We start from the raw sequence: 19,670 nt of genomic DNA on the forward strand, positions 1-19,670 counted from the left end.
CCGCTACTCGCGAAACACGTCGCTAGTTGCACTCTCGCGGTGCAAAGCCCTCAGTGCGCGAAGTGCTGGGCGTCGTAATGCCCGGCGGGCTTGATCTTGTCCAGCGACGCCAGCGCGTTGCGGGCGTCGTCGTGCAGCGCGCGGGCCAGGTCGGCGGACAGCCCTTCGCGCACCACGATGCGCAGCACCGAGATGTGGGTGGCGTTGTCCGGCATGGTGTAGGCGGGCACCTGCCAGCCGTACCCGCGCAGCTCGTGGGAGACGTCGAACTCGGTGTAGCCGCGGTCCCTGGCGAGCCGGAAGCTGACCACCGGGATCGCCGAGCCGTCCGAGATCAGCTCGCAATGGTCCGTGTCGCGCAGTTGGTCGCCCAGCCACCGCGCCGTCGACGACAGGCTCTGCATCACCTTGGTGTATCCCTCGCGGCCCAGCCGCAGGAAGTTGTAGTACTGGCCGACCACCTGGTTGCCGGGCCGCGAGAAGTTCAGCGTGAAGGTCGGCATGTCGCCGCCCAGGTAGTTGACCCGGAACACGAGCTCGTCGGGCAGGTGCTCGGCGCTGCGCCACACGACGAACCCGATGCCCGGGTACGTCAGCCCGTACTTGTGGCCGCTGACGTTGATCGACACCACCCGGGGCAGCCGGAAATCCCACTCCAGGCCCGGGTGCAGGAACGGCACCACGAAGCCCCCGCTGGCGGCGTCGACGTGCACCGGGACATCCACGCCGCCGCCGGCCGCCAGCTTGTCCAGCGCCGCGCAGATCTGCGCGATGGGTTCGAGCTCGCCGGTGTAGGTGGTGCCCAGGATCGCCACCACGCCGATGGTGTCCTCGTCGACGGCGTCGACGACCTGCTCCGGGGTGATGACATAGCGCCCCTCCTCCATCGGCAGGTAGCGCGGCTCGACGTCGAAGTAGCGGCAGAACTTCTCCCACACCACCTGGACGTTGGAACCCATCACCAGGTTGGGAGTGCGCTTCTCCCAACCCTTTCCGACCTTTGCCCGCCAGCGCCACTTCAGCGCCAGCCCGCCCAGCATCACCGCCTCGCTGGAGCCGATTGTCGACACCCCGATCGCGCTGGACGGGTCGTCGTCCTTCAAGCCCTCGGCATGGAACAGGTCGGCCACCATGCACACGCAGCGCTGCTCGATGGCCGCGGTGGCCGGGTATTCGTCCTTGTCGATCATGTTCTTGTCGAACGTCTCGGCCATCAGCTTGCCGGCCTCGGGGTCCATCCAGGTGGTGACGAACGTCGCCAGGTTCAGCCGGGAGCTGCCGTCGAGCATCAGCTCGTCGTGGATGAACCGGTAGGCGGCGTCGGGATCCATCGACTCCTCGGGCAGCCGCAGGGCGGGCACCGGCGCGGTGAACATTCGGGTGGTGTAGGCGGGGGCGATCGAATGCGCCGGCACGGACGGATGGCTGCGGGACACGGAGGGTCCTTTCTGGTTGGTGCTACAGGTCGGCCAGTGCGGCCCGGATGTGCGGGACGATGCGCGACGCCGACGTCGGCGCCTCGCCCGGGCCCGGGGCGGCGGCCGAGAGCGCGGCCGCGCGCGCATGCACGAACGCCGCCGCCGCGGCGGCCGCGGCCGCCGGCAACCCGGACGCCAGCAGCGCGCCGATCATCCCGGAGAGCACGTCTCCGGACCCGGCCGTGGCCGCCCAGGACTGCCCGGCCGGATTGAGATAGACCGGCCCGCCGGGGTCGGCGATGACCGTGACGTTGCCCTTGAGCAGCACGGTGGCGCCGAACGCGTCGGCCAGCTTGCGGCACGCGGCCACCCGTTCGTCGCCGGGCGGGCTACCGGCCAGCCGGGCGAATTCACCCGCGTGCGGGGTCAGCACGGTGGGCGCGGCGCGGCTCATGACGAGCTCGGGGTGAGCGGCCAGGATGGTCAGCCCGTCGGCGTCGACGATCACCGGAAGGTCGCTCTCCAGCGCGAACCACAGCGCCGCGGCCCCCGTCTCGTCGGTGCCCAATCCCGGCCCGACCACCCACGCCTGCACCCGCCCGGCCGCCGCCGGGGTGGGCGACGCGATCACCTCGGGCCACTGCGCCAGCACCTGCGTGTGCGCGCTGCCCGCGTAGCGGACCATGCCGGAGGTGGCGGCGACGGCGGCGCCGGTGCACAGGACGGCCGCACCCGGGTAGGTGGACGAGCCGGCCATCACGCCCGTCACGCCCTGCGTGTACTTGTCGTCGCGGGGTCCGGGCACCGGCCAGCGCGCCGCGACGTCGGCGGCCTCGAAACCCAGCACGTCGGTCTCGGGCAGGTCCAGCCCGATGTCGATGAGCTTCACGCGGCCACAGTCGGCCAGCGCGTGCACGGGCTTGAGGCCGCCGAAGGTGACGGTCAGCGCCGCGTGCACCGCGGGGCCGGTGATCGCGCCGGTCGCCGCGTCGATGCCGCTGGGGATGTCGACGGCGACCACCGGGATCGGATCGGCGGCCGCGAACACCTCGGCCGCGGCGGGACGCAGCGGGCCGGAGCCGGAGATGCCCACCACGCCGTCGATGACGAGATCGGTTGCCGCCGAGACCCTTTCGACGACGCGGCCGCCAGCCCTGCGAAACGCCGCCAGCCCCTTGCGGTGGGTGCGCTCCGGGTTGAGCAGCACCGCGTCGGCGGCCGCCCCGCGCCGGCGCAGGAACGTCGCGGCCCACAGCGCGTCACCGCCGTTGTCGCCGGAGCCGACGACCGCGCACACCCGCCGGCCGGACACCCCGCCGGTGCGGGCGGTGAGCTCGGCGAGGATCTCGGTGGCCAGCCCGAAGGCCGCGCGGCGCATCAAGGCACCGTCGGGGAGGCTGGCCAGCAGCGTCGCGGCGGCGTCGCGGATCGCGTCCACGGAGTAGTAGTGCCGCATCAACGCAAGCATTCCATGCCCTAGACGCGCCGCGCGAACGCCTCGGTCAGCCATTCGGTCATCGCCTCGGCCAGCGCGGCGTGGTTCTCGCGCTTGACGATCTCGTGGCCGTCGTCGGCGAACAACAGGTAGCGCACCTCGCGGCCCGCGCGCCGCAGCGCGTCGACGATCTGTTCCGATTCGCTGACCGGGACGTTGGTGTCGTGGGCGCCGTGCACCACCAGCAACGGCGTGGTCAGGGCGTCGACCCGGCGCAGCGGCGACAGCCGCTCGAGCAGGGCGCGGTCGTTGACCGGGTGGCCGTACTCCGGGTAGGCGGCCTCGGCGATCCAGGGCTCGGTGTTGCGGTAGAACGTGGTCAGATCGCTCATGCCGCAGATGGTGACGCCGGCCGCGAACAGGTCCGGGTGAAACGTCAGGGCGGCCATCGTGAGGTAGCCGCCGTAGGACCAGCCCGCGCACGCGATCCGCCCCGGATCGGCCAGCCCGTTGTCCACCAGGAAGCGCACGCAGTCGGCGACGTCGTCGATGGCGGCGAACCGCTTGCCCTTGTTGTCGGCGTGCACGAAGCTCCGCCCCAGCCCGCCGGACCCGCGCACGTTCGGTGTCAGCACGCTGATCCCGGCGTCGAGCAGCTCGGGGAAGATCTCGCTGTAGTCGGGCCGGGCCTGGCCCTCCGGGCCGCCGTGCAGGTAAACCAAAGCGCTTGAGCAGTTTTCGGTCGCCCGGTACAGCCAGGACGGCAGCTTGAGCCCGTCGCGCGCCGCGACCATTTCGAGCGACGGCCGGGCGGCCAATCCCGAGGCGATCGGCCCGCGACTGGGTTCGGCGTCGATGAGTTGCCATGCGCGCGTGCGGGTGTCGACCAGCTCGACGGTCCTCGGCATCGCCGGGCCCTGCACGGTCATCGCCACCATCGAGCCGCCGGCGCTGATGGTCAGCTCGCCTGCGACGTCGCCCGGCAGCGGGATCGGTTCGGCCAGCGAGTAGTCGGTGTAGTGCAGGATCTGTAACTCGCTGCGGCCGTGCAGGTTCCACAGCAGCGCGACGGTGGACATGTCGTCGCTGACGACGAATTCGTCCAGATCGCAGTCGGGGCGCTCGGCGACCACGAAATAGCTCACCCCGTCCAGGGTGGCGATGACCTCCACCAGCCGCGCGTGCTCGCAGCCGTTGTCGCTGACCAGCAACGCCCGGAAGTACCCGTCGCCGCCCACGCCCGGCCGGTACAGTCTGGTCAGCTCGCCGGTCGGGCCGTAGCGCAGGCGCCGCGGATGGTGGTCGTCGAGGATGGCACCCTTGGCCGTCACCGAGCCGGGATCCGAAGGCAGCAAAGCGATTTCGGTTTCGCCGTGCAGCATGACCATTTCCTGGTAGCCGCGCGGCCCGACCCGGATCAGCGCCGCGCCGGCCCAGGCGTCGACGAGCCGGGCGCCGGAACGGCGGTCCAGCACAACGCAATCGCCGTCGGCCGGATCGATCAGGCAGGACTGCCCGACCCCGTCCTCACCGGTCAGGATCGCCGCCACCCGGGTGCCGTCCCACCCGATCAGCTCGGCGGTTCCGGCCTCCTCGTGGTCGATGCGCCAGGCCATCCGGTCGTCGGGATCGGTGGTGACGACCCAGATCTGCCGGCGGGTGAAGCCCTCCGGGGCCACCTCGCAGGCCAGCCAATGACCGTCCGCGGAATGGATGACCCGCGAAACCGGGCCCTCGACCGGGAGTTCGACGTTGCGCGACGAGCTGGCCCGACGGCCGCGCAGGAAGCGCTGCACCGCATGCGGATAGCCGCCGTCGTCGACGAGGTGGGCGAACGCGGTGGCGTCTGGGGACAGCGACGCGCCGTAGAGCGCGCGTACCTGCCGCCCCATCGCCTACGCCACCGGCGGCGACCCGCGTCGCCCGGCTACGCCGCGCTCGCGATCGCCGCCCCCCTCGCGCGTTCCGATTCGCCGGAAAGCCGCCCTGATTTTCGCGGGGTTCAGCGGCGGGCGCTTGCGCTCGCGCGCCATCGGATAGAAGCAGAGCCCGATCAGGATCGCGGCGAAATGACCGATCGCGGTGAAGTTCACCCCGTGACGGGTCATCGTCAGCAACGGGAATCCGAAGATCACCAGCAGCACCCCGAGATAGCCCCAGCGCCAGGGCCGCGCGATGTGATAGGTCAGCACCGCCATCACGCCGACCAGGAAATAGCTGACCCCGATGTCGCGGGCGTGCACCAGCCGTTCCGGCGCCTCGTGCTCCTCGATCGCGAAGTACAGGATGCCCTCGCTGATATAGGTGGCCAGGATGTGAGAGGTCAATCCGATTGTGAGCCAACGCAACTGGCCCAGCCAGTGCTCGGCCGGCGCGAGGAACAGGGAGAACAGCAGCAGGTACGGTTCCAGGTTCTTGCCGTCGATCCACAGCAGGCTGGAGAACAGCACGTCGAGCGGGTCGGTGCCGAGCGCGTGAATGTTGGTGGAGCGGTGCAGCAGCACGGAGTGCAGTTGCCGGCCGGGCAGTTCGTTCTGGATGATCGTGGTGATCGCGAGCACCAGCAGCCAGGTGTAGGTCAAGGGTGCGGTGACGACGAAACGCCACACCGCGAGCCAGGTGCGCCGCAGCCGCGTGCCCACCGATGCGTTCGCCACAAGTTCAACTGTTGCACGCCGGGCGTTGCTACGCGACGGTGGCCGGCTCGGGTTTCAGGTGCCGCCACCAGCAGTAGATATAGAGCAGCATCGCGTTCACCAGCGCGACGATCACCCACAACGTGACCGTCACGTCGATCCACGAACCGATGGGCGGCGCGTCGGGCAGGGCGTTGCGCAGCGGCATGATCGCGAACAGCATCGCCGCATACCACGTCGTCATCGGCGGCTGGAATTTCCGCCGGTCGAGCGCCGTCAGCACGGCGACCGAGAGACCGATCGCGGCGATCGCGATCATCATCGCGACGATGACGGCGGCAAACGCCGCCGTGCTCGGCGACCGGCGCAATTCGACTCGGTAGGGCGCCGAGATCGGCGCGGCGATATCCGATCTGTCCCTGACGGGTATGTCGACCCGCCAACCCGGAATGCGGTCGATGAACGTGACCGACGCCCGTTGCGGCACCGGGGAGTCGCCGCGGAAAAGGTCGACCGTGATGGGCCCCGAGTGGTAGTGATCGAAGGGCCAATCCGACGGGTCGCCCGTGATGGTCAGCGGGACGGGAGACACGCCCGGCACCGTGCCCTTCGGCCAGCTGCGCTTCGTGGGAGTCATCGCGGAGTGCACCGCGACGGCGAGATCCTCGGTGAGGCCGCCGGTCAACGGATCCAACAGCTCACGCCCCGGCGAAACGGTGACGTTGCCGTTCAGCCCGCCCTTGACCGACTGGAGTTCCTGCAGATCGATGGTCACGGTGGTCCCGTCGGCCATCGGCTGACCCTGGGTGACCTGGCGCGGGCAGCCGCAGCCGGACTTGGAGTAGAGCCCCACCGTGATGGCATAGGTCGCGATGAACAGGACGACCAGGCTGATGATCAACAACTTTCCGGAGCGTCTGCCCCGCGCCGAGGAACCGCCCGCCGACAACGCGCCTCCCGCTCACTCGGATGAATTGGCCGCGCGCAGAGACTATTCGACGGTGACGGACTTGGCCAAGTTTCGCGGCTTGTCGACGTCGTAGCCGCGGGCCTGCGCGACCGACGCGGCGAACACCTGCAGCGGGATGGTCGACAAAAGCGGCTGCAGAAGGGTTGACACCGAGGGGATTTCGATCAGGTGATCGGCGTAGGGGCGCACGGTGTCATCGCCCTCCTCGGCGATGACTATGGTCACCGCCCCGCGGGTCTGGATCTCGCGGATGTTGGACAGCAGCTTGGAATGCAGCGTGGCCTGGCCCTTGGGCGAGGGCATCACGACGATCACCGGCAGGCCGTCCTCGATCAGCGCGATCGGGCCGTGCTTGAGCTCGCCCGCGGCGAATCCCTCGGCGTGCATGTAGGCCAGTTCCTTGAGCTTCAGGGCGCCCTCGAGCGCCACCGGGTAGCCGACGTGACGGCCCAGGAACAGCACGGTCGAGGACTGGGCGAACCGATGCGCCAGCGCGGCGACCGGCTCGATCGTCGCGAGCACCCGGGCCACCATGTCCGGCATGGCCTCCAGCTCGCGGTACTCGCGTAGCACCTCGTCGGGGTACTTGGTGCCGCGGGCCTGCGCCAGCGCCAGGCCGACCAGGTAGTTGGCGGCGATCTGGGCCAGGAACGTCTTCGTCGAGGCCACGCCGATCTCCGGGCCGGCGCGGGTGTAGAGCACCGCGTCGCACTCGCGCGGGATCTGCGAACCGTTGGTGTTGCAGATCGCCAGCACCTTGGCCTTCTGCTCCTTGGCATGCCGGACCGCCTCCAGCGTGTCGGCGGTTTCCCCGGACTGCGAGATGGCGACGACGAGCGTGCTGCGGTCCAGCACCGGGTCGCGGTAGCGGAACTCGCTGGCCAGCTCGACCTCGACGGGCAGCCGGGTCCAGTGCTCGATCGCGTACTTGGCGAGCAGCCCCGAGTGGTAGGCGGTGCCGCAGGCGACCACGAACACCTTGTCGATCTCGCGCAGCTCCTGGTCGGAGAGCCGCTGTTCGTCGAGGACGATCCGGCCGCCGACGAAGTGGCCGAGCAGGGTGTCGGCGACCGCGGTGGGCTGTTCGGCGATCTCCTTGAGCATGAAGTAGGGGTAGCCGCCCTTTTCGGCCGCGGCCAGGTCCCAGTCGATGTGAAACTCGCGGAACGCCCCGGGTCCCAAGTCCGCGTTGCCGTGGAAGTCGGTGATGCGGTAGCCGTCCGCGGTGATCACGACCGCCTGGTCCTGCCCGAGTTCGACGGCGTGGCGGGTGTGTTCGATGAACGCCGCCACATCGGAGCCGACGAACATCTCGCCGTCGCCGATCCCGATCACCAGCGGAGTCGAGCGGCGGGCGGCGACGATGGTGCCCGGCTCGTCGGCGTTGGCGAAGACCAGGGTGAAGTGGCCTTCGAGGCGGCGCAGCACCGCCAGCACCGAGGCCGCGAAGTCGCCCGCGGTCTCGCCGTGGCGGTAGGCCTGCGCCACCAGGTGCACCGCGACCTCGGTGTCGGTGTCGCTGGCGAACTCGACGCCGGCCGCCTCCAGCTCGTGGCGCAGGGCCGGGAAGTTCTCGATGATGCCGTTGTGGACGACGGCGATCTTGCCCGCGGCGTCGCGGTGCGGGTGCGCGTTGCGGTCGGTGGGGCGGCCGTGGGTGGCCCAGCGGGTGTGGCCCAGGCCGGTGGTGCCGGCCTTGGACTCCGGCGCCATCTCCGCGACCGCCTCTTCGAGGTTGGCCAGTCGTCCGGCGCGGCGCCGGACGGTGAGTTTGCCCTGACCGTCGACCAGCGCGATCCCCGATGAGTCGTAGCCGCGGTACTCCATCCGGCGCAGCGCGTCCATGACGACCTCGCAGGCCGGGCGGTGCCCGACGTAGCCGACAATCCCGCACATCCTGAACAGGGTAGTGCAGCGATCGCGCCGGAACCGCCAGCACCGGCCCGACCTGCGGATATCGCAGGCCGGCCGCGCCAAGAAATCGTTGAGAATCCCTCCAGGAGCGGGCCTGAGGCTGTAAGCCATCGACACCGGCACGGAGGGACCGCAGCGATGCATTCATACCGCCTTCATCAGCGATCGGGGTTTATTTCACCCGATGTATTCGTGTCGTTACCGCCGGCGCCCTTTCCGCAGCAACCACTCGCTTTACACTGCGAAATGTCGGGTAACAGCTGGCAACAACCCGAGGCCAGCGGAAAGGATGACGGGGGTGGCGCTCGACCTTTATCGGCGAATCCACTTGTAAGCCAAGGGTTGAACGCGAGGGGTTACCGCCGAAAATCCGGCAGGTAAACGTTCCAAGCGACTTTCAATACGGGCGAATGCCAACAGTTCAACTTTTCGTAAACCTAACGCAAATGAATATCTAGCAAATATTAATAACGGAAACCCGGGAATCGGTGAACGAACCGTAAAGAGCTTTCAGGAGGGAATTATGACCGCTGTGCTGTTCGACGAGGTGGTGGCCGCGCCCGCCGCGCCACGCCCGAACGTAGCGCCCGCACCGAAGCGGGCCCCTCGCCCGCCTGTCGCCGGCGGCGACCCGATGGTAGACGCGGCCTCGCGTTTGCTGAGCATCCCGCTGCGCCACCTGTACGCGGCGCTGTGGCGGGTGGGTGTCATCGAGGTCACGGCCTAGCGGCGCCATGCGCTAACGTCGACGGGTGGCCCGCACACGGAAGCTCGTCGCCGCCCTCAGCCGCCGTGGACCGCACCGGGTTTTGCGCGGCGACCTGGCCTTTGCCGGTTTGCCAGGGGTGGTGTACACCCCTGAAGCGGGCCTCAACCTGCCCGGCATCGCGTTCGGCCATGACTGGCTCGCCGGCGCGGCCCGCTATTCGGGCCTGCTGGAGCACCTCGCCTCCTGGGGCATCGTGGCCGGGGCCCCCGACACCCAGCGGGGGCTGGCACCCTCGGTGCTGAATTTCGCCTTCGATCTCGGTACGGCCCTCGACATCGTTTCCGGTGTGCGCCTCGGTCCCGGCAAGATCAGCGTGCATCCGGCCAAGCTCGGCGTGGTGGGCCACGGCTTCGGCGCCTCGGCCGCCGTGTTCGCCGCGGCAGGCATGCCCGACAAACCCGCGGCCGTCGCGGCGCTCTTCCCGTCGGTCACCAGTCCCCCGGCCGAGCAGCCCGCCGCGACGCTGAAGGTCCCGGGCCTGATCCTGACCGCGCCGGGCGACCCGAAGTCGCTGAACTCCAACGCCCTGGCGCTGGACGCGGCGTGGGACGCGGCCACGCTGCGCATCGTCGCCAAGGCCCGGCCCGGGGGGCTGGTGGAGGGACGGCGACTGACGAAGGTGGTCGGGCTGCCCGGGCCGCACCGGCGCACCCGGCGATCGGTCCGGGCGCTGCTGACCGGATACCTCCTCTACGCGCTGGGCGGGGACAAGAAGTACCGCGACTTCGCCGATCCGGACGCGAAGCTGCCCCGGACGGTGCCGGTGGATCCCGAGGCCGAGCCGGTCGCCCTCGAAGAGAAGGTCGTCGCGCTGCTGAAGTAGCAAGCGGTCAGATCACTTTCGGAGCATCACTTCGAGGCCGACTCCTTCGGCCCGAATTTCCTTCTCCCGGAAGGGAATATCTGCGAGCAGCTGCTCGAACTGCGCTCGCGTGTAGGCCCGCTTCAGCAGCATGAACCGAAACGCCGCGATGGTCAGCCAGCGGTCGACCGTCCCAAGTCCCATGGCGCCGAAGTAGCTTCTGATCTCCGACATCGGCACATCCTTGTGCAAGTCGATCACCAGCGCCGTGCCGCCGGGCCGCAGCACGCGATGCATCTCCTCGAGCGCCTTATGCGGTTGGGTGAAGTTCTTGAACGCCGCACTACAGGTAAGGAGATCGAAGCTGTTGTCCTCGAACGGCATCGCCGAGGCGTCGCCGCGGCGAAACTCGGCCTCGACACCCGCCGCGGCGGCGTTGTTCCGTGCCAGCTCCACCATCGTCCGGCTGATGTCGAGCCCGGTGACTCGATACGTTGCGCGCTTTGCCATTTCGATCGCGAGGTAGCCCGGTCCTGGCGCCACCTCCAGCACATCGCCGCCCTGCGGGAGCACCTCGCGCAGGCGCGCGGCCAGCGCGCGGAAGCGTTCGATGTCCTTGCGGGTGCTCTTGGCGTACCAGCGGGCGATGACGCCCTCCATGCCGATCCCCCGGTACGCTTTCGTGGTCGCCGCCGTCATGTCAGAGCCCCTCGGTGGAATATATCTTACCGACTAAGATATTTAGATGATAAGCGAGCTCATGTCGATGTCAAACCCAGACCGCGCCCAGCTGCGCCAGACGCTGGTCCGTTCCATCAGGCAGTTCATCGCGGGAAGCATCCTCTACAACCAACAGGTCGCCGACCGAGTGGGCCTGCACCTCACCGACTTGCAATGCATCAACGTGCTCGACCTGATGGGACCGTCGACCCCGAGCGAACTGGCCCGCCGCACCGGGCTGACCACCGGCGGCGTCACCGTGATGCTCGACCGGCTGGAGAAATCCGGTTACGTGAAGCGGGAACCAAACCCCCGCGACCGCCGCAGCGTGCTGGTGCGGTTGAACCCCACCAAGCTGAAGAAAGTGAATGCCTACTACGGGGAGATCAACGAGCGCATGGCGGGCCTGCTGGATGACACGCCAGAATCCGAACTCCACTCGGTCATCGACCTGTTCGCGAAAATGAACGCTTGGCGGGCGGAGGGACCCCCGGTCCTGAAGTCGTCGCGCCGCTGACGTGATTGCGGCCCGGCGAGTGGGTAGTCGCCAACCATGCAGACCGTGGATGAGCTTTACGACCGCTGGATCACCGAACTGTGGGCCGGCCGGCCGATCGCGGCCGAGATCGTCACCGAGGACTTCGTGGGTCATTGGCCCGACCGGGACGTGCACGGCCCCGACGAACTTCAGGGGATCGTTGAGCAGACCCGAAGCATGGTGGCGGACTTGAACTTTGCGGTACAACTCGGCCCGCTCCGCGACGGGGACCTGGTCGCGGCCCGCTGGATCGGCGAGGGCCGCACCCCGGACGGCCCGGTCTCGTTCACGGGCAACGACATCCTCCGGCTCAGCGGCGATGGCCAGCGTTTCGCGGAGTACTGGACGGGCACCTCGGCGGGCTGACGATGCCGGCGACGGCGCGCGGCCGCGCCCGTGGTATCTGTCGTTGATGCGAATCGGGATCGCTCTGGACTACTCGGGCGGCTTTCACGAGGCCGTCGACCGTGTCGTCGAACTCGAGAAGGCCGGCATCGAGGTGGCGGTGGTGGCCGAGGCGTATGCCTTCGACGCCGTCAGCCAGCTCGGATATCTGGCCGCCAAGACCAACACCGTCGAGCTGGCGTCGGGGGTGTTGCCCATCTACATCCGCACGCCGTCGCTGCTGGCGATGACCGCGGCGGGCCTGGACTTCGTGTCCGACGGGCGGTTTCGCCTCGGCATCGGCACCTCGGGGCCGCAGGTGATCGAGGGGTTTCACGGCGTCGAGTTCGACGCCCCGCTGGGCCGCACCCGCGAGATTGTGGAGATCTGCCGGCAGGTGTGGCGCCGCGAGCGGGTGCAATACGCCGGCAAGCACTACCAGATCCCGTTGCCCGCGGACCGCGGCACCGGGCTGGGCAAGGCACTCCAGCTCATCAATCACCCTGTGCGCGAACGAATTCCCATTTCCATCGCGGCGCTGGGCCCGAAGAACGTCGAGCTCACCGCCGAGATCGCCGAGGGCTGGCAGCCCGTCTTCTACCTCCCGGACAAGGCCCATCTGGTGTGGGGCGAGGCGCTGGCGGCCGGCGCCGCCAAGCGTGACCCGGCGCTGGGGCCGCTCGACGTCATGGTGCACGCGTCGCTGGCCATCGGCGACGACGTCGAAGACCGGCTGGCCTGGAGCAAGCCGCAGCTGGCGCTCTACCTCGGCGGGATGGGTGCCAAGGGCCGCAACTTCTATCACAACCTGGCCACGCGCTACGGCTTCGGCGAGGTCGCCGACCGGATCCAGGAGCTGTACCTGGCGGGACGCAAGCGCGAGGCCACCGCGTTGGTGCCCGACGAGTTGGTGCGCGGTATGTCGCTCGTCGGGCCCCGCGGATACGTCGCCGAACGGCTGGCGGCCTTCGCCGAGTCCGGCGTGACGACGCTGTTGGTCAACCCGCTTGGGGCCGACCCCGGCGAAGCCATGCGCTTCGTCGAGGACGCGCTGCGGATGCGGCCCGCCTGAGCCGTCACTGCCCGGCCTGCGGAAGCTGGTCCGCGGCAATCTGGCACGGCGTCGATGCCTCGGCTGCCGGCGGCGCGTTGACCGGTGCGGGCGCCGCCGGCGCGGCAACCGGTGCGGGCGCGCCGGCCGGTGCCGGTGGCGCGTCCACGGGCGGCGGCGCCGCCGGCGCCGGCTCGTCAACCTGCTGGGCCTCCTGCACCGGCTCGGGCTCCTCCGGATCCTGCTCCTCGGCAACGTCTTTCGGGTCGCGGAACGGATCCTCCTCGTCGTCGTCGAACGCGTCATCGAAGCCCGCCTGGTCACCCTCCGCGCCCAGCAGCGAACCCATCGCTTCGACGATCCGATTGGCCAGCGCGCCGAGCCCGCCGAGCCCGCCCGGGCCGCCGCCCACATCACCCGCGGGCAAGGCCGAACCCGCGCCCAGGTCGGGCAACGGCGGCGGGGCATTCGACAACGCGGGCGCCGCAACGGGATCCGCCGGGGGCCCGGGATCCGCGGCGGGCGCGACCACCGCGGGCGCGGCGGGCGGGCTCGCCGGACGGGGTTGATAGCCTGGCCCGAGATCACCGGGCACCTCGAACCACGCCGCCGGCGTGGCGGCCATCCGGTCGATCACCATGGCGTAGGACGTGTCCACCCCCTGGGCCGTCGAACGCATCGTGGTCAGCCAGTCGTCGCGAATCTCGTTGTCCACGTATGGGGTTATCTCCCGACGGACCACCTCCTCGGCGGCGGCCCGGGCGCCCGCCCCGGTCGTCACCGCGGCGGCCGCGGCCAACCACGCGGGCCGCTGCGCCCGCGTGCCCGCGTCGACGGCGATGGCCGTCGCGACCTTGGAATCGACCAGGTACCACAGGTTGTCGCGCAGCGACTCGCACCGCTGGGCCGCCGCGCGGACCTCCGCGGCCACCGCGCTCGCGGCGCCACAATGGCGCTCCAGGAACCGAACCGCGGAATCCCCGCCCGGCCCCAGCCACGCCCCGGCGAGCTCGGCAAGCTGCGCACGCGCCAGCCCCAGCGCCTCCATGACCACCGCGGCCGCGGCCCGCAGTTCCGCGCAATCGCCGTCGAGCGCGCGAAGATCCAGGCCTTCCTCGCCGTCGTACCACTCGCGGATCTGGCTGGGATGCGCCGTCAGGCCGGGATGTTGGTAGCCGAGCGCGTGGCAGGCCCGCACGTAGGCCTCGGTGTGCTCGACGGCGGAACGGCCCTCGGCAAGCCGCTCGGCGACGTCCAGCCGGTCCGCCACGATCAGGCGATCCGCGCCGCGGCGTACACCTCGGCGTCGGCGTAGTCCCTGGCGCCCGCCCGCAGGGCCACGGCCGTTTCGGCCGCCGCGCGCGACCACTGCGTCACCTCGGCCGTCAGTCGCTCCAGCTGCACGCGCAGGGCGTCGCCGCGCGCGGTGTGCGCCCGGCCGGCGACCGCACCGCCGAAAGCCAAGTGCGCCAAGTGATCTGCCACCGCGCGGTCGAGGAGTTCGGCGGCCGCGTCCATCTGGTCGGCGACCCTGAGCACCGCCGAGCAATCGAATCTCATGCCTAATCCGACGCCTGGAGCCGCGCCGGGGTTCCCCCGCTAGAGGATCAGCGCGCGCCGCTCACCGCTTCGGCGACCTGGCTGGCGACTCGCTGCGCGACACCCTCTTCGGGCGCCTCCACCATGACGCGGATCATCGGCTCGGTTCCCGAGGGACGCAACAGGATTCGGCCCGTGTCGCCCAGTTCGGCCTCGGCCTGCTCGAGCGCGGTCTGCACCGACGGCGCCGCGGCGGCGGTCGCCTTGTCGGCCACCTTCACGTTGATCAGCACCTGCGGCAGCGACCGCATCGCGGAGGCGAGGTCGGCCAGCGAGGCGCCGGTCTGCACCATGCGGTTCATCAATCGCAGTCCGGTGACGATGCCGTCGCCGGTGGAGCCCACCGCGGGCATCACAATGTGTCCGGACTGCTCGCCGCCCAGGCTGTACTCGCCGGCCCGCAACTCCTCCAGCACGTAGCGGTCGCCGACACCGGTCGTGCGCACGGCGATGCCCGCCGACCGCATGGCCAGGTGCAGCCCGAGGTTGCTCATCACGGTGGTCACCAGCGTGTCGGAGGCCAGCTCGCCCGCGTCCCGCATCGCCAGCGCGAGCACGACCATGATGTGGTCGCCGTCGACCAGCTCGCCGTTGGCGTCGACGGCCAGGCACCGGTCGGCGTCCCCGTCGTGGGCCAGGCCCAGGTCGGCGCGGTGGTCGACGACGGCCGCCTTCACCGCTTCCAGGTGCGTCGAGCCGCAGCCGTCGTTGATGTTGAGCCCGTTGGGGTCGGCGTTGATGGCGATCACCCGGGCACCGGCCGCGCGGTAGGCGCGCGGGGCGACCGACGACGCCGCGCCATGGGCGCAGTCGACCACCACGGTCAGGCCGTCCAGGCGCAGCGTGCTCGCCTTGGACAGGTGGCGCAGGTAGCGGTCGGCCGCATCCACGGCGTCGACGACCCGGCCGATCCCGGCGCCGACGGGGCGCAGCCCCGGTCCCGCCGCAACCAGCTCCTCGATCTGGTCCTCGGTGCCGTCGTCCAGCTTGTGGCCGCCGGGACCGAAGATCTTGATGCCGTTGTCGGGCATCGGGTTGTGCGACGCGGAGATCATCACCCCGAAGTCGGCGTCATAGGCGCCGGTCAGGTAGGCCACCGCGGGGGTGGGCAGCACCCCGACCCGCAGCGCGTCGACGCCCTCGCTGGTCAGCCCGGCGATCACCGCGGCCTCCAGCATTTCGCCGCTGGCCCTGGGATCGCGGCCGATCACGGCCACCCGCCGGCCCGGTTCGCCCGAACTCGCCAGGCGCCGGGCCACGAGGGCGCCCAGGGCCAACGCCAGCTCGGCGGTCAACTCGCGATTGGCGACCCCGCGAACACCGTCGGTGCCGAATAGTCGACCCATGCGGTAAAACCTCTCACAGTTGACGCTCAGACACCTAACGTGCCCGTTCTTTTCTGACCGAAACCACGCGCGAACGCGCGCAGACACGCCGCAAGATGTGCTTTTGCGGCCAGAAAGTGATGCTGATCAGCGCTTGCTGTACTGCGGCGCCTTGCGCGCCTTCTTCAGCCCGTACTTCTTGCGCTCGGTGGCGCGCGGGTCACGGGTGAGGAAGCCGGCCTTCTTCAGCGCGGGCCGGTCCTCGGGCGAGGCCAGGATCAGCGCCCGGGCGATGCCCAGGCGCAGCGCGCCGGCCTGACCCGACGGGCCGCCGCCGTGCAAAAGGGCGAAGACGTCGAAGCTTTCCACCCGGTCGACGGTGACCAGCGGGGCCTTGATGAGCTGCTGGTGCACCTTGTTGGGGAAGTAGTCCTCGAGGGTGCGGCCGTTGAGGTCGAACTTGCCGGTGCCGGGCACGATGCGCACCCGCACCACGGCCTCCTTGCGGCGGCCGACGGTCTGGATGGGCCGCTCGAAGACGAACGCCTCGGCGGGACGGGCGGCGGGAGCCTCCGCCTCGGGGACCGCCGGCGTCTCCGGGGTCTCCGGGGTCTCCGGGGTCTCGAGAGCCTCGGTTGTCTCGGTCACTGGGCCACCTGCTTGATCTCGTACGGAACCGGCTGCTGAGCGGTGTGGGGATGCTCCGGACCTGCGTAGACGCGGAGCTTGCGCTGGATCTGGCGGCTGAGCTTGTTCTTGGGCAGCATGCCGACGATGGCCTTCTCCACGACGCGGGTCGGGTGCTTTTCCAGCAGCTCGCCGGTGGTGCGGCTGTGCAGCCCGCCCGGATACCCCGAGTGGCGGTAAGCCAGCTTCTGCTGCAGCTTGTCGCCGGACAGGGCGACCTTTTCGGCGTTGATGACGATGACGAAGTCACCGCCGTCGACATTGGGGGCGAACGTCGGCTTGTGCTTGCCGCGCAGCAGGTTGGCTGCCGCGACGGCAAGGCGGCCAAGCACCACGTCCGTGGCGTCGATGACGTACCACGACCGCGTGGTGTCACCCGCCTTTGGCGCATAGGTGGGCACAGCGCTTACCTTCTTCTCTCGAGGTGGATCCCGGGTCGAGCCGGGTGCCAGTCAGGCAGTTGCGGTGGGGTCCAAAAGGAAGGGTTCTCGGCGACCGACATTGACCCGAGGCCCCGGCGTACCGCACGCCAACCGAGCAGCTTACCGATCGTGATACCCGCAGGTCAAAATCGCCGACACTGGTATCAAAGATGCTCTTGTGACCGCTGCGACCTATCCTTAGGTGACTCAACGAACGGTGGGTCCGGATTGGCGGAAGTCGGATGACGGCCGGAGCAGTGTGTCGGACGTGTGGCACCGAGCCCTTCAAGGACGCGCGGTTTTGCCACAGCTGCGGCTCGGCCATCCAAGACGGCGACGCCCACCCCGAGTACAAGCAGGTCACGGTCCTGTTCGCCGACGTCGTCGGCTCGATGGAAATCGCCTCCGCGGTCGGCGCGGAACGGCTGCTGCAAATCATGGCCGACCTCGCCGACCGCTGCGCCGCGGTTGTCGAGCGGTACGGCGGCACGGTCGACAAGTTCACCGGCGACGGCATCATGGCCGTGTTCGGCGCGCCCGTCGCGTTGGAGGACCACGCCATCCGGGCATGCCTTGCGGCGCTGGGCATCCAGGAAGAAACCGCCCGGCTGGCCGCCGAGGTCGACAAGCGCGACGGCATCGAGCTGCGGTTGCGCGTCGGCCTGAATTCCGGTCAGGTGATCGCCGGCGAAATCGGTTCCGGGCCGTTCGGATACACCGCCATCGGCGAGCAGGTCGGCCTCGCCCAGCGGATGGAATCGGTGGCCCCGCCGGGCGCGGTGATGCTCAGCGCGTCGACCGCGCGACTGGTCGAGGGCGCCGCGGCGGTCGGTGAATCCGAGCTGGTTCAGATCAAGGGTGTCGACGCGCCGGTGCCCGCCCATCGGCTGCTGGGCGCCGGCGAGGGCCATCGCTCCGCCCTGCGTGCCGAGTCGAATCTGGTCGGTCGGCAGTGGGAGATGTCGGCCATCGAGGGCTTGCTGGAGCGCGCCATCGACGTGCACGGCGCCGTGGTCAGCGTCGTGGGGTTGCCGGGCATCGGCAAGAGCCGCCTGACGCGCGAGGTCACCGCGATGGCGGCGGCCCGCGGTGTCGACGTGTTCTCCGCCTTCTGCGAATCGCACGCCAGCGACGTCCCCTTCTATCTGGTGGCGCGGATGCTGCGAGCGAGCTTCCGGGTGGCCGATCTCGACCCGCCGGAAGCCCGCGCCGAGCTGCGGTCCCGGGTGCCCGACGCTGAGCCCGATGACCTGTTGCTCTTCGACGACCTGTTGGGCATCGCCGATCCCGACGTCCCACTGCCGACGATCGACCCGGATGCGCGGCGGCGGCGGTTGACCGCGCTCGTCAACGCCGCGGCGCTGGCCCGCCAATCCCCCGCCGTCTATGTCATTGAGGACGTGCACTGGATCGACCCAGTCAGCGGCTCGATGATTGCCGACTTCGTCGCGGTGGCCCCCCAGACACCCTCGCTGGTGCTGCTCACCTACCGCCCCGAATATCGCGGCCCGTTGAGCAAGGTGACCGGCGCGCAGACCATCGCCCTTGCGCCGCTTAGTGATTCGGAAGCCGCGGCGCTGGCCGGCGAGTTGCTCGGGCCGGACCCGTCGGTCGGCGCCTTGGCCGCCTTGATCGCCGAGCGTGCCGCCGGTAATCCGTTTTTCGTCGAGGAGATGGTGCGGGACCTCGCCGAGCGCGGTGTGCTGCGCGGCGACCGCGGCGCTTACGCGTCGGCGGCGGCGGTCACCGAAGTCCGCGTGCCGGTCACGCTGCAGGCGACCATCGCCGCGCGCATCGACCGCCTGGAGTGGGCGGCCAAGCGCACCCTGAGCGCCGCGGCGGTGATCGGCTCGCGGTTCAGCCCGGACCTGTTGGAAACGCTCGGCATTGAGCCCAGCCTGGACGACCTGGTGGCCGCCGAGCTCGTCGACCAGATCAGGTTCACCGGCGAACCCAAGTACGTGTTCCGCCATCCGCTGATCCGCACCGTGGCCTACGAATCACAACTGAAATCGGATCGCGCCGAGCTGCACCGGCGGGTCGCCGCCGCGATCGAATCACGCGGCCAGGCAACGGCCGACCAGAACGCGGCGCTGATCGCCGAGCACCTGGAGGCCGCCGGCGATCCGCACGGCGCATTCAGCTGGCACATGCGCGCGGCGACGTGGGCCACCAACCGCGACATCAACGCCGCTCGCCTGAGTTGGGAGCGCGCCCAAACGATCGCCGACCGGCTGCCCGCGGAGGACCCCAACCGGGCGACCATGCGCATCGCCCCGCGCACCATGTTGTGCGGGATCGCCTGGCGCATCCACGCGCGCGCGGTGGCCGACCGGTTCGACGAACTGCGTGAGTTGTGCGCGGCCGTCGGGGACAAGGTGTCTCTGGCCATCGGGATGGCGGGGCTGGTGATGGAGCACGCGCATCAGGCCCGGGCGCGCGAGGCCTCGGAGCTGGCTTCGGAAGCCTGGACCCTCGCCGAGGCGCTCGGCGATTCGACCTTGACGGTCGGCCTGTCCCTTTCGCTGATCTTCGCCAAGATGGAGAACAATCAGTGGTCCGACGTGCTGCGGTGGTCACAGGCGGTCATTGATCTCGCCGACGGTGACCCGTCCAAGGGCAACTTCATCATCGGGTCCCCGCTGGCGGCCGCCCTCACGACGCGGGCCATCGCCCGGTACAGCCTGGGTCTGCCCGGATGGCAAGACGACCAGCAGCAGGGCCTCGCCATGGCGCGCAAGGCCGACCCGATGTCTTACGCCTTGGTGGTCGCCTACATCTACAACCCGGGGGTCCCGCTCGGCGTCCTGGCGGCCGACGATCGGGCGGTGCGCGAGACCGAGGATGCCCTGCGGATCGTCGAGCGATCCGGTGACGACGTCGCGTTGGCCTTCACCCAGATGGCACCCGGCGTGGCGCTGGTGCACCGCCCGACGGCCGCCGACCGCGAGCGCGGCGAGAAGCTGCTGGCGGAACTCAGCGACGTGTTCCGGCGCCAGC

General features: G+C 69.8%; 18 protein-coding genes. 6 read left to right on the forward strand and 12 right to left on the reverse strand.

All coding sequences use genetic code 11. From position 1 onward, the window contains the following. Nucleotides 1-50: 50 nt before the first annotated feature. The 6 genes from A9X00_RS19855 to glmS form a co-directional block, all read right to left on the reverse strand. On the reverse strand, nucleotides 51-1,436 hold the full coding sequence (locus tag A9X00_RS19855; RefSeq protein ID WP_067157227.1) for a glutamate decarboxylase: 1,386 nt from the start codon (nucleotides 1,434-1,436) through the stop codon (nucleotides 51-53). Between the two features lie 22 nt (nucleotides 1,437-1,458). Next, the gene (locus tag A9X00_RS19860) at nucleotides 1,459-2,874 is read right to left on the reverse strand and encodes a bifunctional ADP-dependent NAD(P)H-hydrate dehydratase/NAD(P)H-hydrate epimerase (protein ID WP_067157265.1); all 1,416 of its coding nucleotides are present in this window, start codon (nucleotides 2,872-2,874) and stop codon (nucleotides 1,459-1,461) included. A gap of 20 nt (nucleotides 2,875-2,894) precedes the next feature. Next, nucleotides 2,895-4,745, reverse strand: coding sequence for a S9 family peptidase (locus tag A9X00_RS19865; protein WP_067157230.1), 1,851 nt, complete (start codon nucleotides 4,743-4,745; stop codon nucleotides 2,895-2,897). Between the two features lie 3 nt (nucleotides 4,746-4,748). After that, a complete protein-coding gene (locus A9X00_RS19870; protein WP_369830773.1) occupies nucleotides 4,749-5,510 on the reverse strand; it encodes a rhomboid-like protein in 762 nt (253 codons plus the stop codon). A gap of 28 nt (nucleotides 5,511-5,538) precedes the next feature. Then, nucleotides 5,539-6,393 carry a DUF4436 domain-containing protein gene (locus A9X00_RS19875; protein ID WP_369830774.1) on the reverse strand — a complete coding sequence of 285 codons (855 nt, stop codon included), beginning with the start codon at nucleotides 6,391-6,393 and terminating at the stop codon, nucleotides 5,539-5,541. 87 nt (nucleotides 6,394-6,480) lie between these two features. Beyond that, nucleotides 6,481-8,355, reverse strand: a complete 1,875-nt coding sequence (gene glmS, locus A9X00_RS19880) for a glutamine--fructose-6-phosphate transaminase (isomerizing) (protein ID WP_067157237.1) — start codon at nucleotides 8,353-8,355, stop codon at nucleotides 6,481-6,483. Nucleotides 8,356-8,896: 541 nt separating this feature from the next. Between glmS and A9X00_RS19885 the strand changes: the two genes are divergently transcribed. Continuing rightward, the gene (locus A9X00_RS19885; protein WP_067157240.1) at nucleotides 8,897-9,100 is read left to right on the forward strand and encodes an Rv1535 family protein; all 204 of its coding nucleotides are present in this window, start codon (nucleotides 8,897-8,899) and stop codon (nucleotides 9,098-9,100) included. 25 nt (nucleotides 9,101-9,125) lie between these two features. Further along, nucleotides 9,126-9,965, forward strand: coding sequence for a hypothetical protein (locus A9X00_RS19890; protein WP_067157243.1), 840 nt, complete (start codon nucleotides 9,126-9,128; stop codon nucleotides 9,963-9,965). 12 nt (nucleotides 9,966-9,977) lie between these two features. Here the strand turns inward: A9X00_RS19890 and A9X00_RS19895 are convergent, their stop codons facing one another. Further along, a complete protein-coding gene (locus tag A9X00_RS19895; RefSeq protein WP_067157246.1) occupies nucleotides 9,978-10,643 on the reverse strand; it encodes a class I SAM-dependent methyltransferase in 666 nt (221 codons plus the stop codon). Nucleotides 10,644-10,689: 46 nt separating this feature from the next. On the opposite strand from A9X00_RS19895, the gene A9X00_RS19900 reads away from it, so the two are divergent. Genes A9X00_RS19900 through A9X00_RS19910 form a run of 3 tightly spaced genes read left to right on the forward strand, consistent with a single transcriptional unit; the run spans nucleotide 10,690 to nucleotide 12,658 of the window. Next, nucleotides 10,690-11,181: a MarR family winged helix-turn-helix transcriptional regulator gene (locus A9X00_RS19900; protein ID WP_082975400.1), complete on the forward strand. Its 492-nt coding sequence runs from the start codon at nucleotides 10,690-10,692 to the stop codon at nucleotides 11,179-11,181. A gap of 36 nt (nucleotides 11,182-11,217) precedes the next feature. Then, nucleotides 11,218-11,568 (forward strand): nuclear transport factor 2 family protein, encoded by a 351-nt coding sequence (locus A9X00_RS19905; RefSeq protein WP_067157249.1) that lies wholly within the window; start codon nucleotides 11,218-11,220, stop codon nucleotides 11,566-11,568. Nucleotides 11,569-11,614: 46 nt separating this feature from the next. Further along, nucleotides 11,615-12,658: an LLM class F420-dependent oxidoreductase gene (locus A9X00_RS19910; RefSeq protein WP_067157252.1), complete on the forward strand. Its 1,044-nt coding sequence runs from the start codon at nucleotides 11,615-11,617 to the stop codon at nucleotides 12,656-12,658. A 4-nt stretch (nucleotides 12,659-12,662) separates the two neighbouring features. Here the strand turns inward: A9X00_RS19910 and A9X00_RS19915 are convergent, their stop codons facing one another. From A9X00_RS19915 to rplM, 5 genes are all read right to left on the reverse strand, one after another. Next, nucleotides 12,663-13,907 (reverse strand): hypothetical protein, encoded by a 1,245-nt coding sequence (locus A9X00_RS19915; protein ID WP_067157255.1) that lies wholly within the window; start codon nucleotides 13,905-13,907, stop codon nucleotides 12,663-12,665. 2 nt (nucleotides 13,908-13,909) lie between these two features. Continuing rightward, a complete protein-coding gene (locus A9X00_RS19920; RefSeq protein WP_067157257.1) occupies nucleotides 13,910-14,197 on the reverse strand; it encodes a hypothetical protein in 288 nt (95 codons plus the stop codon). Between the two features lie 47 nt (nucleotides 14,198-14,244). Then, entirely contained in the window at nucleotides 14,245-15,582 is a 1,338-nt protein-coding gene (gene glmM / locus A9X00_RS19925) for a phosphoglucosamine mutase (RefSeq protein ID WP_067157259.1), read from the reverse strand. A gap of 126 nt (nucleotides 15,583-15,708) precedes the next feature. Continuing rightward, nucleotides 15,709-16,209 carry a 30S ribosomal protein S9 gene (gene rpsI, locus A9X00_RS19930; RefSeq protein ID WP_082975401.1) on the reverse strand — a complete coding sequence of 167 codons (501 nt, stop codon included), beginning with the start codon at nucleotides 16,207-16,209 and terminating at the stop codon, nucleotides 15,709-15,711. Then, nucleotides 16,206-16,649 carry a 50S ribosomal protein L13 gene (rplM, locus tag A9X00_RS19935; RefSeq protein WP_066907613.1) on the reverse strand — a complete coding sequence of 148 codons (444 nt, stop codon included), beginning with the start codon at nucleotides 16,647-16,649 and terminating at the stop codon, nucleotides 16,206-16,208. The genes rpsI and rplM overlap by 4 nt, the downstream gene beginning before the upstream one ends. Nucleotides 16,650-16,912: 263 nt before the next feature. On the opposite strand from rplM, the gene A9X00_RS19940 reads away from it, so the two are divergent. Beyond that, nucleotides 16,913-19,670: adenylate/guanylate cyclase domain-containing protein (locus A9X00_RS19940; RefSeq protein WP_082975403.1), on the forward strand; the 2,758-nt coding region annotated here is incomplete at its 3' end.

This window comes from Mycobacterium sp. 1245805.9 (assembly GCF_001672915.1).
GTDB lineage: Bacteria > Actinomycetota > Actinomycetes > Mycobacteriales > Mycobacteriaceae > Mycobacterium.